The sequence below is a fragment of the Pseudomonas fluorescens genome (assembly GCF_001623525.1).
Taxonomy (GTDB): Bacteria; Pseudomonadota; Gammaproteobacteria; order Pseudomonadales; family Pseudomonadaceae; genus Aquipseudomonas; species Aquipseudomonas fluorescens_Q.
On the sequence record NZ_CP015225.1, the window covers coordinates 184,884 to 200,995 of the forward strand.

Annotated in this window: 10 protein-coding genes; 5 read left to right on the plus strand and 5 right to left on the minus strand. The window is 62.9% G+C overall.

Annotated elements, in window-relative coordinates:
• Positions 1–157: 157 nt before the first annotated feature.
• The 3 genes from glcE to TK06_RS00730 all read right to left on the minus strand — a co-directional run bounded on the left by glcE (position 158) and on the right by TK06_RS00730 (position 3,711).
• Complete coding sequence (glcE, locus tag TK06_RS00720; RefSeq protein WP_063320372.1) at positions 158–1,216, minus strand: glycolate oxidase subunit GlcE; 1,059 nt, start codon at positions 1,214–1,216, stop codon at positions 158–160.
• A complete protein-coding gene (gene glcD, locus TK06_RS00725) occupies positions 1,216–2,715 on the minus strand; it encodes a glycolate oxidase subunit GlcD (RefSeq protein WP_063320373.1) in 1,500 nt (499 codons plus the stop codon). Before glcD ends, glcE begins: the two co-directional genes overlap by 1 nt.
• 66 nt (positions 2,716–2,781) lie before the next feature.
• Positions 2,782–3,711 carry an alpha/beta fold hydrolase gene (locus tag TK06_RS00730; RefSeq protein ID WP_063320374.1) on the minus strand — a complete coding sequence of 310 codons (930 nt, stop codon included), beginning with the start codon at positions 3,709–3,711 and terminating at the stop codon, positions 2,782–2,784.
• A gap of 297 nt (positions 3,712–4,008) precedes the next feature.
• Between TK06_RS00730 and TK06_RS00735 the strand changes: the two genes are divergently transcribed.
• Complete coding sequence (locus TK06_RS00735; protein ID WP_063320375.1) at positions 4,009–5,094, plus strand: diguanylate cyclase; 1,086 nt, start codon at positions 4,009–4,011, stop codon at positions 5,092–5,094.
• A gap of 85 nt (positions 5,095–5,179) precedes the next feature.
• Positions 5,180–6,418, plus strand: a complete 1,239-nt coding sequence (locus tag TK06_RS00740) for a M20/M25/M40 family metallo-hydrolase (protein ID WP_063320376.1) — start codon at positions 5,180–5,182, stop codon at positions 6,416–6,418.
• 903 nt (positions 6,419–7,321) lie between these two features.
• Here TK06_RS00740 and TK06_RS00745 read toward each other — a convergent pair.
• Positions 7,322–8,656: a substrate-binding domain-containing protein gene (locus tag TK06_RS00745; RefSeq protein ID WP_063320377.1), complete on the minus strand. Its 1,335-nt coding sequence runs from the start codon at positions 8,654–8,656 to the stop codon at positions 7,322–7,324.
• A 192-nt stretch (positions 8,657–8,848) separates the two neighbouring features.
• The gene (gene xthA, locus TK06_RS00750; protein ID WP_003203684.1) at positions 8,849–9,661 is read right to left on the minus strand and encodes an exodeoxyribonuclease III; all 813 of its coding nucleotides are present in this window, start codon (positions 9,659–9,661) and stop codon (positions 8,849–8,851) included.
• A 177-nt stretch (positions 9,662–9,838) separates the two neighbouring features.
• Between xthA and TK06_RS00755 the strand changes: the two genes are divergently transcribed.
• From TK06_RS00755 to TK06_RS00765, 3 genes are all read left to right on the plus strand, one after another.
• Positions 9,839–10,489 (plus strand): GNAT family N-acetyltransferase, encoded by a 651-nt coding sequence (locus tag TK06_RS00755; protein WP_003203682.1) that lies wholly within the window; start codon positions 9,839–9,841, stop codon positions 10,487–10,489.
• A gap of 65 nt (positions 10,490–10,554) precedes the next feature.
• Positions 10,555–12,282: an autotransporter assembly complex protein TamA gene (locus TK06_RS00760; RefSeq protein WP_063320378.1), complete on the plus strand. Its 1,728-nt coding sequence runs from the start codon at positions 10,555–10,557 to the stop codon at positions 12,280–12,282.
• The gene (locus tag TK06_RS00765; protein ID WP_063320379.1) at positions 12,279–15,953 is read left to right on the plus strand and encodes a translocation/assembly module TamB domain-containing protein; all 3,675 of its coding nucleotides are present in this window, start codon (positions 12,279–12,281) and stop codon (positions 15,951–15,953) included. The genes TK06_RS00760 and TK06_RS00765 overlap by 4 nt, the downstream gene beginning before the upstream one ends.
• Positions 15,954–16,112: the final 159 nt, after the last annotated feature.

A 16,112-nucleotide genomic window follows, 5' to 3' on the forward strand; every position in this document is an offset into this window, starting at 1 on the left:
GTGTCCTGTATCACAAATGCTGTTCCTTTTTGACGGCGTCTGTTGTCGTCATGCTGCGTTGCCGCTCCTCGCCATAGCGGGCTATGACTCGTCGCGGCGCCTTGCCTGACGACAACAGCCACTCGTCAAAAAAGGAACGCATTTGCGACACAGGGCACTAAAGCTCCGGGTACATCCGACCAGGGTTGAACAGCCCCAGGGGATCGAGCTGGGCCTTGAGTTGCCGGTGATAGCGCAGCAGCGCCGGGGCCAGTGGCTGGAACGGTGTGTCACTGGCACCCTGACGATAGCAGGTGGCATGGCCGCCGACTTCATGGGCCAGGGCTTGCACCGTGTCGGCCTCGGTTTTCACCCAGCGTTGGGCACCGGCCCAGTCGATCAGTTGCGCGCCCGGCAGGGTGAGCGGCCCGGTATGGTTGGGCAACGACAGGCGCCACAGCGGCAAGCCTTCATCGAAGAAGGCCAGCTGATGTTCATTGAGTGCCGTCCAGTATTGATCGTCGATCACCTCTCCACCAAAACGCTGATGAGCGGCGCTGACCGAGCCTTCGCCACCCTCCAGGCGCAGGTGCAGACAGTCGCCGTCATGGCTGGCGGCGCTGATGGGCAGGGGCTGACGGCCCCATTCGGCGAGTTTCCCCAGGGCCTCGGTGCTGTCCAGTTCCAGGCGGATACTCAGGCTGTGACGGGGTTTGGGCAGGACCTTCAAGGAAACTTCGGTGATGACCCCCAGGCAACCGAAACTGCCGGCCAACAGGCGCGACAGATCGTAGCCGGCGACGTTTTTCATCACCTCGCCGCCGAAACGCAACAGCGTGCCGTGGCCACTGATCAGGCGCGTGCCCAGGACGAAATCGCGCACCGAACCGGCCCATGGGCGACGCGGCCCCGATAGCCCGGCGGCGACCATGCCGCCGACCGTGGCGTCATCGCCAAATGCTGGCGGTTCGCAGGGCAGCCGTTGCCCGGCGGCGTCGAGGGCGGCAAGCAGTTCCAGCAGCGGGGTGCCGGCCCGGGCCGTGATGACCAGTTCGGTGGGGTCGTAGTGGACGATGCCACGATGCACGCGGGTGTCCAGCACTTCGCCGGCCACTTCGCGTCCCAGGAAGGCCTTGCTGTTCGAGCCCTGGATACGCAGCGGCGTGGCGTTGGCCCGGGCGCGATTGACCTGTTCGAGCAGCAGGTCGCTGGCGTCCTGGTCGGCTTCGCGGCTCATCAGAAACGCTCCAGTTCAGGAAACGGCAGTTGCCCGCCGTGGATGTGCATGGCACCGAATTCGGCGCAGCGGTGCAGGGTGGGGATGTTCTTGCCGGGGTTGAGCAGGCCTTGGGGATCGAACGCTGCTTTTACCGCGTGGAACAGGTTCAGTTCGTCGCTGTTGAATTGCGTGCACATCTGATTGATTTTTTCCCGGCCCACACCGTGCTCGCCGGTGATGCTGCCGCCCACCTGGACACACAGCTCGAGGATTTTCCCGCCCAGGGTTTCGGCGCGCTCCAGTTCGCCGGGCTGGTTGGCATCGAACAGGATCAGCGGGTGCATGTTGCCGTCGCCGGCGTGAAAGACGTTGGCGACGCGCAGGCCATGCTCGGCACCGAGGCTGGCGATGCGCTGCAGTACCTCGGGCAAGGCGCGTCGCGGGATCGTGCCGTCCATGCAGTAATAATCCGGCGCCAGGCGACCCACCGCCGGGAAGGCGTTCTTGCGCCCGGCCCAGAACCGCAGCCGTTCGGCCTCGTCCCGCGCCTGGCGCACTTCGGTGGCACCGGCCTGCTCCAACACTTGGCGGACCCGTTCACAATCGTCATGGACATCGGCCTCGACCCCATCCAGTTCACACAGCAGGATTGCTTCGGCCTCCACCGGATAGCCGGCGTGGATGAAGTCCTCGGCGGCGCGGATCGCCAGGTTGTCCATCATTTCCAGGCCGCCGGGAATGATCCCGGCGGCGATGATGTCGGCCACCGCTCGCCCGGCCTTGTCCACCGAATCGAAACTGGCCAGCAGCACCTTGGCGACCTGGGGCCGGGGCAGCAATTTGACCGTCACTTCGGTGATCACCCCCAGCAAACCTTCGGAGCCGGTGAACAGCGCCAGCAGGTCCAGGCCCGGCGAGTCCAGGGCTTCGCTGCCGAGGGTCAGGCGTTCGCCTTCGATGGTGAGGATTTCCAGTTTCAACAGGTTGTGCACCGTCAGGCCGTACTTGAGGCAGTGCACGCCACCGGCGTTTTCCGCGACATTGCCGCCGATGGAACAGGCGATCTGCGATGAGGGATCCGGTGCGTAATACAGCCCGAACGGTGCCGCCGCCTGGGAGATCGCCAGGTTGCGCACACCGGGTTGAAGCCGCGCGGTGCGGGCGTCGGGGTCGATGTGCAGGATCTGGTTGAACCGCGCCATCACCAGCAATACGCCGCTTTCCAGGGGCAGGGCGCCACCGGACAGACCGGTCCCGGCACCCCTGGCGACCACGGGTACATCCAGCCCATGGCAGAGCTTGAGCAGCGCTTGCACCTGCTCGACGCGCCTGGGCAATGCCACCAGCAGGGGCGTGGTACGGTAGGCCGACAAGCCATCGCATTCATAGGGCTTGAGGTCTTCCTCCTGGTGCAGGATGTCCAGGTCCGGAATCTGTGCCTGCAAGGCTTGAAGCAGGGCCTGTTTGTCCACCTTGGGCAAGGGGCCGTCGAGGTGTTCGTCGTAGAGGATGTTCATGAAGTCGATACCTCTGGGTCGGCTCGAATCCCACATAGGGTTCATTTTGTTATTCTTGCATCGCCGTCACTGCCCCAACCCCTTGAGAAATTCCCGATACAGCGCCGCGGTTTTCCCCGGTCGTTCGACCATGGGCATGTGGCCGATACCGTCCCAGATTTCCACCCGCAAATCGGCGATGCCCTTGCTCCACACTGGCACGCTGCTGACGTCGATCAGGCGGTCCTTGCGCCCCCAGAGTAGCAGCGAAGGGGCGCGGATGTCGGCCAGGTGCGGTTCCATCGGCGGGCTGGCGCGAAAATCGACGAAGATCTCCGCCAGTTCATCGCGGCGCTGTTCGTAACGTTCGGCCATTGCCGCCAGCACCACGCTGGGCACCCAGGGCGGGGAGGCCATGGTCATTGCGTAGAACGGCGCGAAATCGTCCCGCGAGTGGACGAGGAACGGGTTATGCCCGGCGGCCAGGTGGCGTTCCATGTCGCTGGCCTGGGGGGCGGTGACGCCGGCCGGATCGATCAGCGCCAGGGTGAGCACGCGCTCGGGCGACGTGGCCGCCAGCCATGCGGCGAGGTAACCGCCCATGGAATTGCCGATCACATGGACCTTGTCCAGGCCACAGGCGTCGAGCAACTCGATGACCCGCCGGGCCTGGGTCGGGATGTCATAGCCACCGCCGGCCTTGAAGCCGGTTTCGCCATGGCCGGCCAGGTCGGGCACCACCACCCGGTAGTCGCCGACAAAATGCCGGGCGAAGCGTAGCCAGAGATTCTTGTCGGCGCTGTAGCCATGCAGCATCAGGATGCTGCCGGACGCTTCATAGGGCCCGCCTTGCCAGGTCGAGACGGTCATCTCGCTGATGGGGACGGTGATCTTGTGCAACCGGTAGAGACGTGCCTCCAGCGCCATGCCCATGTCGTACAGCACATGGCCGATGCCTGGATACGTCAACCAGCTCCAGGCGATAAACACGGCAAGGACTACCCACAACACCAGCATGTTTTGCCCTCCATGGGTCAGGACAGAATGTGATCGGCCAGTCTGAGCCGACGGGTCAGATACTCTCTAAGTGAAGCTGAAACCCGAGGACATCGCGATGACGTAGCGCATTTGCTTTGCTACTTGCTATGACAGCCGCCGGATGACTCATGTATAGCCAAAATCCGCGGCAGGGCCCGACATTTGAAGGAGAATAAATACCCCTTCATTCAGTGGTGGCTATTTGATGCTGCCCTGATAGACTCCAAGCTACCCCCCGTCCCAATGACTTGGGAAACCCGCGGTGCAGAGGTTCCTATGCAAAAAACGGGAAAAAAGGGACGGACGCTGGCCAGGAGGCTTTATATATCGCGCATTCTGGGCCTGACGCTGGGGTTGCTGTTGGTGAGTGCTGCCATCTTTCCTCTCGGACCGGCGTCGTGGGTCTGGGGTTTCATGCTGTTCAATGGCCTGCTCTGGCCACACTTGTCCTACTGGTGGGCCCGACGTTGCTCGATGCCCTACCACGCCGAACACCTCAATTTATTGATCGATGCGGTGCTTGGCGGCTTCTGGGTCGCGGCAATGCAGTTCAACCCGCTGCCCGCGGCTGTCACGCTGGCGATGATGGCGATGAACAATGTCGCCATTGGTGGCCTGCGTTTCCTGCTCATTGGGGCCTTGGCCCAGGTGGCCGGCATTGTCGTGGGCGTGCTGATCTTCCCGCTGACCAGCGTGCCCATGACCAGTCCGGCGCAGATCTATGCGTGTTTGCCGTTGCTGTGCCTGTATCCGATGGCGCTGGGTTGGTTCTGCTATCGCCAGGCTTACACCCTGGGCCGGCAAAAGCGCGAATTGCTGGCCCTGAGTCGCACCGACAGCCTGACCGGCTTGCTTAACCATGGCGCCTGGAAAGATCGCCTCAACGAGGAGTTCCAGCGCTGCCAGCGTCACCCGAATGACGGGGCAGGGCGCGGCGCGATTGCGCTGATCGACATCGATCACTTCAAGGCCATCAATGACACCTATGGCCATGTCGCCGGCGACGTCGTGCTGCGCCAGCTTGGCAAGATGCTCAAGCAAAACCTGCGCGCCGCCGATGTGGTCGGGCGTTATGGCGGGGACGAGTTCTGTGTGATCTTGCCGGACCTGACGCTTCACAACGCCGTGCAGGCCATGGACGGGTTGCGCGAGCGCTTCGCGACGCTCAGCTATGAACAGAACCCGGCGCTGAAGGTGAGCCTGAGTATTGGCCTGGCAGCCTTCAACCCGGCTTATGGCGATGCCACCCATTGGCTCAATGATGCCGACCAGGCGCTTTACGAGGCCAAGACCGGCGGGCGCAACCGAGTCACTTGTTTTCGGCATCGGCAGGTGTTGGAAGAATCGGTCATGTCTCCCTGAGGTGGCCACCTGCGGTCTAGAGCCTTGACCCATTGTCGGGTAGGGTGCCTATGGCACTCTTTCGATACGGAACAAGGATGAAATCATGATGATGACCGCTCTTCGCTCCCGTCTGGCCGTCAGTCTTGGCCTGAGCCTGGCCCTCGGCGCCTTCGCCCCCGGTGCTTTCGCACAGCCCCATCAACAAGTCCTGAGCGACGCCGAACAGTACAAGGGCGAGGCCCTGAAACTGCTCGAGCGGTTGGTGAACATCGACTCTGGCTCAGGCTATGTGCCGGGGTTGACCCAGGTCGGTGATATTGCGATCGATGAATTGACGAAGTTGGGCGCCACCATCGAAAAGGTGCCTAACTCGGACGGTACCCAGCACATCCTGGCGACCCTCAAGGGCACCGGCAAGGCAAAAATCCTGCTGATGGCCCACATGGATACGGTGTTCAAGGAGGGCTCGGCCGCCGAACGGCCGTTCCATATCAAGGATGGCCGGGCCTACGGTCCGGGGGTGATGGACGACAAGGGCGGCATCGTCGCCGGGATCTACGCCTTGAAGGTGCTCAAGAACCTGGACTTCAAGCACTACGCGCAGATTACTTTCCTGCTCGACGCCAGCGAAGAAACCGGCTCGGACGCCGCCACCGACCTGATCAAGAAAACCGCCAAGGCCCATGACGTGACCCTCAACCTTGAACCGGGTCGCCCGGCCGATGGCTTGGTGGTGTGGCGCAAGGGCAGTGCCACGGCGCTGGTGGAGGTCAAGGGCAAGGCGTCCCACGCCGGTGTCGCACCGGAACTGGGGCGCAATGCGGCGATGGAAGCCGCGCACCAGATCTTGCAACTGGGCAAGCTTGGCGACGCGGAAAAGAAAACCACCATCAACTTCACGGTGATCAAGGCTGGTGACCGGACCAACGTGATCCCCGACCAGGCGAGCGCCAAAGCGGATGTGCGGGCAGCGGTGCCGGAAGAGTTCGACCGCATCGAAAAAGACTTGGCCCGCGTGTCGCAGGACAAATTGATCGCCGACACCGAAGTCACCACCAGCCTCAAGCGCGGCCTGCCACCGATGCCGCAGACGGCGGAGTCGGACCGGTTGATGGCCATGGCCCAAGGCATCTATGGCGAACTGGGGCGCAAACTGACTGAAGAAGGCAGCGGTGGAGCGGCGGATGCCAGTCTGTCGGCCGGGGTAGGCACGCCGACGCTGGATGGTTTTGGCATCGTCGGTGGCAACATCCATACGCCGGAGGAATACGCCGAAGTCGAGAGCGTGGTGCCAAGGATTTATTTGTTGTCGCGGATGATCATGGAGTTGGCGGGGCGATAACGCGCTATGTCGTCCTGTGGGAGCGAGCTGCAGCGGCTAGCGCGCTTCGATCGTTCCCACGCAGAGTGGCGTGGGAACGATCAATGGGGTGGGGCGGCTAGCGCGGTTCGACGTTGTGCCCGACCCTAAGGCGTACAAGCCTGCGGATTCTGGCGTAGTTGTAGGTAATGGCGCAAGGCGACGGAGCTTGGTCCTACATCGAAATCAGCGGGATAAACACACGGTTCTTGTGGCGAGGGAGCTTGCTCCCGCTCGGCTGCGAAGCAGTCGTAAAAACGGCTGATGCGGTCCACCGGAAAGACCGCGTCAGTCCATTTTGGGGCGGCTTCGCCACCCAGCGGGAGCAAGCTCCCTCGCCACGGGAATGAGGTTTGCCGTGGGAGAGGTGTCCGGCCTTTGGACCCTAGTAAACCCAAACCTCCACTCGCCGATTCCTGATCCTTCCTTCATCTTCACTATTGGCCGCCACCGGCATCAGCGCGCCGAAGCCGCGCACTTCCCGCAAGGTCACGCCGTACTTGACCAGTTCACGTGACGCAGAGCGTCACGGGATGCATTCCCACGCAGAGCGTGGGAACGATCAATGGGGTGGGGCGGCTAGCGCGGTTCGACGTTGTGCCCGCCCCTAAGGCGTACAAGCCGGCGGATTCTGGCGTAGTTGTAGGTAATGGCGCAAGGCGACGGAGCTTGGTCCTACATCGAAATCAGCGGGATAAACACACGGCTCTTGTGGCGAGGGAGCTTGCTCCCGCTCGGCTGCGAAGCAGTCGTAAAACCGGCTGATGCGGTCCACCGGAAAGACCACGTCAGTCCATTTTGGGGCGGCTTCGCCACCCAGCGGGAGCAAGCTCCCTCGCCACGGGAATGAGGTTTGCCGTGGGAGAGGTGTCCGGCCTTTGGACCCTAGTAAACCCAAACCTCCACTCGCCGATTCCTGATCCTTCCTTCATCTTCACTATTGGCCGCCACTGGCATCAGCGCGCCGAAGCCGCGCACTTCCCGCAAGGTCACGCCGTACTTGACCAGTTCACGTCGCACCGCCATGGCCCGCAGTTTGGACAGAAGATCCGCCCGCGCCGGGTCGTCCTTGGCGTCGCCGAAACCCACCAGCGTCACGCGGCGCTCGGTCTTGCCGTGTTTCTGGATGTAGTCGAGCACCCGACTCAGGTCCTGGTGGGCCTTGTTGTCCAGGCTGGCGCTGCCTTCTTCAAAGCGGAAATTCACCGTCAGGCGCTGGGCGTGGCGGCTCAGGGCCTGGTAACCCTCGGGCATCAATGCATTCGGCGTGACGGCCATGGCCTGGACGGTTTGGGCGATGAACCCATTGGCGGCGACGATGGCCTGGCCTTTGTCGCTTTGAGTGAACGCCACCAGCGCCTCGGCCCACGGATTGGTTGCCTGGGGTGGCAAATAAAAGAACAGGCGCCGGGACAGGGGGTAGTCCTCGGTGGCGATCAGGTTGTTCAACGGCAACATGGGTTGGGAATCACCGTCGACAATCGCCAGTGCCTTGGCCTGGCGCACATAGGGCAAACCGATGAAACCGATGCCCTGCGGGTCCTGGCTGACAGCGTCGGACAATTGTTCGCTGGATTCGAAGCGCCGTGCTGAAGTGTCCAGCCGTTTGCCCTGTCGGGCGAGGACCAGTTCCTTGAAGGTATCGTAGGTGCCGGATTGTTCATCCCGGGCATAAAGATGAATCGGCCTACCGACGCCGCCCACGGCCTCCCAGGTTTTTGCCTCGCCACTGAATATCCGCGCCAGTTGCAGGGTATCGAGCTGACGCAACGGGTTCTGCGGATGAAGAATAATCGCCAGGCCATCAATGGCGATGACCTGCTCGGCCGTGGGACTTTTCAGATCGCCGAGGGACGATAATTCCTTCCGTTCGTTGTCCTTGATCGGCCGGGAAGAGGCCGCCAGGTCGGCGCTGGCCTGCTTGAGGGCGGCGAAACCGGTGCTCGAACCATGGGCCGCGATGTCGACTTCCACCCGTCGGCCATCGGCGCTCAGGCCGACGATGCGCTGCTCGTTGTCGCGCCCGGTGATTTCGCTGCTGACCCTGAGCAGGCCCTGATCCTCCATCAAACCTCTGACCAGAGCCGGCCCCAGCGCCGCGCCGATGGTATTGGAGCCTTGGAGGCGTAAGGCTGGGCCCTGTTCGGGAATGGGCAAATGGCCGGCCCATGCCAAGAACGGCAGCCAGAGGCCCATGAAAACCACAACACACAGCTGCATGCTGGCACCTTCTGAACCTGAGGAAGTGCCGGAAGATTAAGTCAGTCAGGTTACTGAAAGGTGACAGGGGTGCGACGGAGTACCCAAATACAATGTGGGAGCGAGCTTGCTCGCGATGACGGCGGCACATTCAAGACCAATGTGACGGCTGGACCGCTATCGCGAGCAAGCTCGCTCCCACAGGGGACTCGATCAGCTCAACTGCAACCAGATCGGCGCATGGTCCGACGGCTTTTCCATGCCCCGCAGCTCATAGTCGACGCCGGCGTCCTTGACCCGTGGCAGCAGGCCGTGGGAGGTGAGGATCAGGTCGATGCGCAGGCCGCGCTTGGGCTCGTCCTCGAAACCGCGGCTGCGGTAGTCGAACCAGCTGAAGCGGTCGGTGACGTCCGGGTTCAAGTGGCGGAAGCTGTCCACCAGGCCCCAGTTCTTCAGGCGCGCCATCCATTCGCGTTCTTCCGGCAGGAAGCTGCATTTGCCGGTTTTCAGCCAGCGCTTCATGTTGTCCGGGCCGATGCCGATGTCGCAGTCTTCCGGGGAAATGTTCACGTCACCCATCACCACCACCGGCTGATCGTTGCTGAAGCGGCTTTCCAGCAGCTGCTGCAAATCGCTGTAGAAACGTTCCTTGGCCGGGAATTTGGTCGGGTGGTCGCGGCTTTCACCTTGTGGGAAATAACCATTCATGATGGTCACCGGCACGCCGTTGGCATCGGCGAAGGTGCCCCAGATGAAGCGTCGCTGGGCGTCCTCGTCGTCGCCCTCGAAGCCCTTGTACAGGCTCAGTGGCGCCTGGCGGGAGAGCAGGGCGACGCCGTAATGACCCTTTTGCCCGTGGTAATGCACGTGGTAGCCCAGGGCCTGCACCTCGGCCAGGGGAAATTGTTCGTCGTGGACCTTGGTTTCCTGCAGCCCGATCACGTCCGGCTGGTGCTTCTCGATCAGCGCCGCCAACTGATGGGGACGGGCGCGCAGCCCGTTGATGTTGAAGGAGACGATCTTCATGGTCGGCTGTCCTGGCAAAACTGCGATGCTAGCTGACATGTGGGAAGGGAGCCAGCGTGGCAGTAGGACAAATGCGCTGCTAATGTCCTTTGCATGTAGGAACGATCACGACCCTATCGGGTTCGTACTCAATAAGAGCAGGGCCTCACCGAGCCTCGCCCCAGGAGATCCAACGCCATGCCCGAAACTGCAACCGCCATCGCCGACATCCATATGCTCGACAGTGGTTATTCCCGTGAAGCCCGTTCGTTGCTGTATCAGGCCTATCGCCACGAGCCGACCTTCAGCTACCTGTTCGAATCCGAGCGTCCCGGTTATGAACAGCGGGTACGGGCCACGGTGCGTGAGCTGGTCAAGCAGCATTTTCTCCAGGATTTGCCGGCCATCGGCTTGCTGGTCAACGACCGCCTGATCGGCATCGCCCTGATCGCTCCGCCGCAGCGGCGCCTGGGCATCACCGAAAGCTGGGCCTGGCGCCTGCGCATGGTCTTGAGCACTGGTTTTCGTTGCACGCGGCGCTACCTGGAATACCACGCGGCGGTGCTGGCCTGCCTGCCGTCGGATGCGGTCCATGTATTGCCTCTGCTGGGCGTGCACCCACAGTTCCAGGGCAAGCATTTCGGTGAACAGTTGCTCGAGGCGGTGCATAACTGGTGTGCGGTGGACGAGCATTCCCAGGGCGTGGTGCTGGACACCGGCAACCCACGTTACCTTGAGTTTTATAAACGCCAGGGTTATGAGGAAATCGGCGAAGTGGCGGTAGGACCGATCCGCGAGCATGTGTTCTTCCACGCCAACCCGCAGGTTCTGCAAAGCGCAACGGCATAGTCGGCCGAACTTTTGCGAAATGTCCGGCTCTATCAAGCACCTACGCTCGTGATAGCATCCGCGCCATGAACCTCCCAGGAAGAATGACCAGTGGCGCGCTCTTGCTGTCCCTCAGCTGCGTGGCGCTGGCAAACAGTGAATTGGAAGTACGGGTCAAGCCGTCCAACGATGAACTCAAGGCCAACGTAGAAGGTTATATCGGCGGTGTGGGTGATCGTGACGAGGAGGCCTTGCTGCGCTTCAGCCGTGGTGCCGAGGAGCAGGCGCGCAAAGCCGCCCAGGCGCTGGGCTACTACCAGCCGCAGATCGACAGTGAGGTCAAGGGCGGCAAGGACCCACGCCTGGTACTGACCATCGACCCCGGCGAGCCTGTGCATTTGCGCAACGTCACCGTGCGCATTGATGGCCCGGCGGCATCGCTCAAAGCCTTTCGCGTACCCAGCAACGCCGCCCTCAAGCCCGGCGCGGTGCTCAACCATGGTCGCTACGAAGACGCCAAGCGAATCATCCAGAACCAGGCCTCGCGTTATGGTTTTTTCAGTGGGCGCTTCACTCGGCAGAAGCTGTTGGTTGACCCCCAGGCGGGCATCGCCGACATCGAACTGATTTACGACAGCGGCCCGCGCTATGCCTTGGGCCCGGTGAGTTTTGAGGGCGACACGCCGTTCGACGAAGACCTGCTGCAGCGCATGGTGCCGTTCAAGGCCGGCACGGCGTACGACTCCGAACTCATTGCAGAGCTCAACCAGGCCCTGCAATCGAGCGGTTATTTCGAAGGCGTCCGGGTGGATGCCGCACCGACGGCGGCCACCGACAACGTGATCCCGGTGGCGGTCAAGCTTGATACGCGCAAGCCGCGCACCATGGGCCTGGGCCTGGGGTTTTCCACCGATGTCGGCCCACGGGTCAAAGCCAACTGGACGCGTCACTGGGTCAACCCCCAGGGCCACAGTTATGGCTGGGAAGCGGAAGTGTCGGCGCCCCGGCAGAACGTCGGCTTGTGGTACGACGTGCCGCTGGATCCGCCGCTGACTGACAAGATACGTTACGCCGGCGGTTATCAATATGAAGAACTGGCCGGCACCGACAGCCTCAGCAAACTGCTCACCGTGGGCCCGGAATGGCACAGCAAGTTGCCCAGCGGCTGGCAGCGGGTGGTGTCGCTCAAGTGGCAACGCGAGGAATATCGCCTCGGCGACGATGCGGGCCTGAGCACATTGCTGATGCCGGGCCTCAGCTATTCCTACCTGCGCAGCGACAATCGCATCGATCCACACAACGGTTACCGCTTGCAGTTCGACACCAAGGTCGCCAAGGAAGGGCTCGGCTCGGACAACAATCTTTTATACGGCACCGCCATGGTCAAGGGCCTGACCACGGTGTTCGACAAGCATCGCTTGCTGGCGCGGGCGCAGATCGGCGGCAGCGCCACCAATGGCTACAAATCCATCCCGCCATCCCTGCGCTTTTTTGCCGGTGGCGACCAGAGCGTACGGGGTTACGACTACCAGAGCCTGTCGCCGGAAAACTCAGAGGGCGACCGTATCGGTGGTCGTTACATGGTCGCCGGCAGCCTCGAATATCAATATTCCATCGCGGAAAAATGGCGGGTGGCGACGTTCATCGACCAGGGCAACTCTTTTAACAGCCTGGAACTGCCGAGCCTCAAGACCGGCGTGGGGGTCGGCGTGCGCTGGGTGTCGCCGGTGGGGCCGATCCGCCTCGACCTGGCTCATGCGATGGACGACGACGGCGGCATCCGCTTGCACTTTTCCATGGGACCTGAGCTGTGACGCGTGGTTTGAAGATAATGCTGCTGGCGCTCGCCGGGGTCGTGCTGGCCTTGAGCGTTGTGCTGGGCACGGCATTCGGCAGCCGTTGGGCCCTTGGCCTGGTGCCGGGGCTGACCGTGGAGAACTTCCAGGGCCGGCTGGGCGGGCAGTGGAGCGCCGATCACGTGCTGTGGCAGCAGGACGCCAGTCGGGTGGAGGTGGATCGGCTGATATTCGCCTGGTCGCCGCTGTGCCTGGCGCGCATGACCCTGTGCGTCGAACAGCTCAAGGCCGACCAGGTCGCCTTGCAATTGCCTGCCTCTGCCGATGAACCGAGCAGCGGCCCGATCAGCTTGCCGGACCTGGATTTGCCGCTCGCCATCGAACTGGGCGATGTGCAGGTCGGCAGCCTGTCGTTCAACGGCAGCGAGCAGCTCAAAGGGCTGCAATTGGTTGCCCATTGGACCGCCGAGGGCATGCAGATCGATTCGGTGCAATTGCAGCGCGATGAACTGAGCCTGAAGCTCTCCGGCCTGCTGAAACCGGGCGGCGACTGGCCGTTGCGCGCCGAGGGCCGGTTGACCTTGCCGGCGCCGGGCACCACACCCTGGGCGCTGGACCTGAAAGTCGACGGCAACCTGCTCAAGACCCTCAACCTCAAAGCCGACAGTAGCGGCTACCTGCAAGGCCAGTTGAGCGGTGAACTGCAACCGCTGGCGGACAACCTGCCCGCCAAGGTGCGCATCAGCGCCGACGGCTTCAAGGCCAGTGCCGATCTGCCGGACACGTTGGTGCTCAATCAGCTGGAATTGACCGGCGAAGGCGATCTGAAAAACGGCTATCAACTGCTCGGCAAAGCGACGCTGCCCGCCGAAAAAGGGTCGGTGGCGTTGTTGCTGCAAGGCACGGTGGACGCCAATGGCGCGCAGATCGCCGGCCTGGATCTGGATGCCGGCGCTCAGCAAAGCCTGAAACTCAGCGGCCAACTGGACTGGCGCGAAGGTCTGCGCGCCGAAGCGAAGGTTGCCTGGCTGGATTTCCCCTGGCATCGCCTCTATCCGCTGATCGACGAGCCACAGGTGACGCTGCGTAGCTTTGACGGCGAAGTCTCTTACACCGATGGCCAATACCTGGGCAACTTCCAGGCCGCGTTGGACGGACCCGCCGGGGCCTTCAGCCTGGGCAGCCCGTTCAGCGGCGACCTGACGCAAATCCATTTGCCGCAGCTCAAGCTCGCGGCGGGGCAGGGCAAGGCCGAAGGGCACCTGAGCCTGCAATTTGCCGATGGCATTGCCTGGGATACGGCGCTGCAACTGTCGGCCATCAACCCGGCGTATTGGCTTGGCGAACTGCCCGGGACCCTGGCTGGGCCGTTGCGCAGCAAAGGGACGATGAAGAACGACCGCCTCGATCTCGACGCGGACCTGGACCTCAAGGGCAAACTGCGCGGCCAGCCAGCGGTGCTCCAGGCCCAGGCCAGCGGCGCTGGCGAGCAGTGGACGCTCAGCGCGCTGGACATTCGCCTGGGGGATAACCGCATCAACGGCAGTGCCAGCCTGCAAGAGAAACTGACCGGCCAGATCGACATCAAGCTCGCACGCCTGGCTCAACTCTGGCCGCAATTGCGTGGCCAAGTCATCGGCCGTGTCGACGTGGCCGGCACGCTCAAGGCCCCCCAAGGCAAGCTCGGCCTGCAAGGCTCGCAACTGGCCCTCCAGGACAACCGCCTGCAAAGCCTGAACCTGGACGCGACCCTCGACAGCGCCCAGCGCGGCAAGCTCGACCTCAAGGCCAGCGGCATCCGCGTCGGCGAAACGTCGCTGGGCGTGCTGACGGTCAGCGGCCAGGGCGATATCAAACAACAGAAGCTCAACCTGGACCTGCAAGGGCCGCAGCTCGACACGACCCTGGCCCTCGATGGCGCGCTCGACCAGGGCAACTGGCGCGGGCGCCTGGCCAGCGGCGACGTGCAGGCCGGCGGCCAAGCCTGGCGCCTGCAAGCTCCGGCGAAACTGGAGCGCCTGGCCGATGGCACGCTCAACGTCGGAGCTCATTGCTGGCGTTCCTTTGATGCCAGCCTGTGCGGTGAAGACCAGCGGCTGATGCCGGAGCCGAAGCTGCGCTATCACCTCAAGCAATTCCCCATCGAAAGCCTGGCCCAGTGGATGCCCAAGGATTTTGCCTGGCAGGGCCGGCTCAACGCGGACCTGCAATTGGACCTGCCGGCCAGCGGCCCGAACGGCCGGGTCCTGGTGGACGCCAGCGGCGGTACTTTACGGATTCGGGACAAGGAGGGCGATAAGGCGCAATGGCTGGACTTCCCGTACCAGACCCTCACACTCAACAGCCGCCTGACCCCCAAGCGTATCGACACCGACCTGAATTTCGCCGGCGCCAGGCTCGGCGAACTGATGCTCCAGGCACAAATCAACCCCATGCTCGCCAGCAAACCCATCAGCGGCTCGTTCCGCCTGACCGGCCTGGACCTGTCCGTGGCCCGGCCATTCGTGCCGATGGTGGAAACCCTCACCGGTCACCTGAACGGCAGCGGGACCTTGTCCGGTGGTTTGCTTGCGCCCCAGGTCAACGGCAACCTGGTGCTCAGCGACGGCGAAGTGTCTGGCCCGGAACTGCCGGTCAGCCTCGAAGCCTTGCAGATGCGGGCAACGATTACCGGCGAAGCGGTACAGCTCAATGGCAATTGGAAAAGTGGCAAGAGCGGGCAGGGCAGCCTGACCGGGAACATCGGCTGGGGCGAAGCCCTGACCCTGAACCTGGCCCTCAAGGGCTCGCAACTGCCGGTCACCGTCGAGCCTTATGCGGTGCTCGACGTGGCGCCCGACCTCGCCATCACCCTGCACGGTGAGCAGCTTGCCATTGCCGGCAAGGTCCTGGTTCCCAAAGGCGAGATCACCATTCGCGAACTGCCGCCGTCCACCGTCAAGGTGTCGGATGACACGGTGATCGTCGGCCACCAGACCGAGGAGGGCAAGGCGCCGCTGGCCATGGCGATGGACATCGACGTGATCGTCGGCCAGGACAAACTCGCGTTCTCGGGTTTCGGCCTGACGGCCAACGTCCAGGGGCAAGTGCACATCGGCGACAACATGGACACCCGCGGCGAGCTCTGGCTCAACGACGGTCGTTATCGGGCCTACGGGCAACGGCTGACGGTGCGACGGGCGCGGTTGCTGTTCGCCGGGCCCATCGACCAGCCCTACCTGGACATCGAAGCGATCCGCCAGACCGACGACGTGATCGCCGGCATCCGCTTGAGCGGCAGCGCCGAGCAACCGGCCACGCAAATTTTCTCGGAACCGGCCATGAGCCAGGAGCAGGCATTGTCCTACTTGGTGCTGGGCCGGCCACTGAGCACCACCGGCGAGGACAACAACATGCTCGCCCAGGCAGCGTTGGGCCTGGGGTTGATGGGCAGCTCGGGCGTGACCACCAGCCTGGCCAATAATCTGGGGATCGAGGATTTCCAGCTCGACACCCAGGGCAGCGGCAATGCCACCAGCGTGGTCGCCAGCGGCAACCTGTCGGAAAAACTCAGCCTGCGCTACGGCGTTGGCGTGTTCGAACCGGCCAACACCATCGCCCTGCGCTACAAGCTCAGCAAGAAGGTCTACCTCGAAGCCGCAAGCGGCGTCGCCAGCTCGCTGGACATCTTCTACAAGCGCGATTTCTAACCTTTCCCCAACCCCCTGTGTGCGAGCTTGCTCGCGATAGCGGTATGACATTCAACACCTTCGTTGATTGACACACCGCTATCGCGAGCAAGCTCGCTCCCACATTCGTTTTCCCACAGGTTTATCTGCGTTTTGGCTGTTAGTGCATAGCAAGCTAAC

Excerpts from the sequence above, each read along its gene's own strand:
- TK06_RS00745 (WP_063320377.1), bottom strand. The coding sequence starts at position 8,656 with ATGCAGCTGTGTGTTGTGGTTTTCATGGGCCTCTGGCTGCCGTTCTTG.
- glcE (WP_063320372.1), bottom strand. The coding sequence starts at position 1,216 with ATGAGCCGCGAAGCCGACCAGGACGCCAGCGACCTGCTGCTCGAACAG.
- xthA (WP_003203684.1), bottom strand. The coding sequence starts at position 9,661 with ATGAAGATCGTCTCCTTCAACATCAACGGGCTGCGCGCCCGTCCCCAT.
- TK06_RS00735 (WP_063320375.1), top strand. The coding sequence starts at position 4,009 with ATGCAAAAAACGGGAAAAAAGGGACGGACGCTGGCCAGGAGGCTTTAT.
- TK06_RS00760 (WP_063320378.1), top strand. The coding sequence starts at position 10,555 with ATGAACCTCCCAGGAAGAATGACCAGTGGCGCGCTCTTGCTGTCCCTC.
- TK06_RS00740 (WP_063320376.1), top strand. The coding sequence starts at position 5,180 with ATGATGATGACCGCTCTTCGCTCCCGTCTGGCCGTCAGTCTTGGCCTG.
- glcD (WP_063320373.1), bottom strand. The coding sequence starts at position 2,715 with ATGAACATCCTCTACGACGAACACCTCGACGGCCCCTTGCCCAAGGTG.
- TK06_RS00730 (WP_063320374.1), bottom strand. The coding sequence starts at position 3,711 with ATGCTGGTGTTGTGGGTAGTCCTTGCCGTGTTTATCGCCTGGAGCTGG.
- TK06_RS00755 (WP_003203682.1), top strand. The coding sequence starts at position 9,839 with ATGCCCGAAACTGCAACCGCCATCGCCGACATCCATATGCTCGACAGT.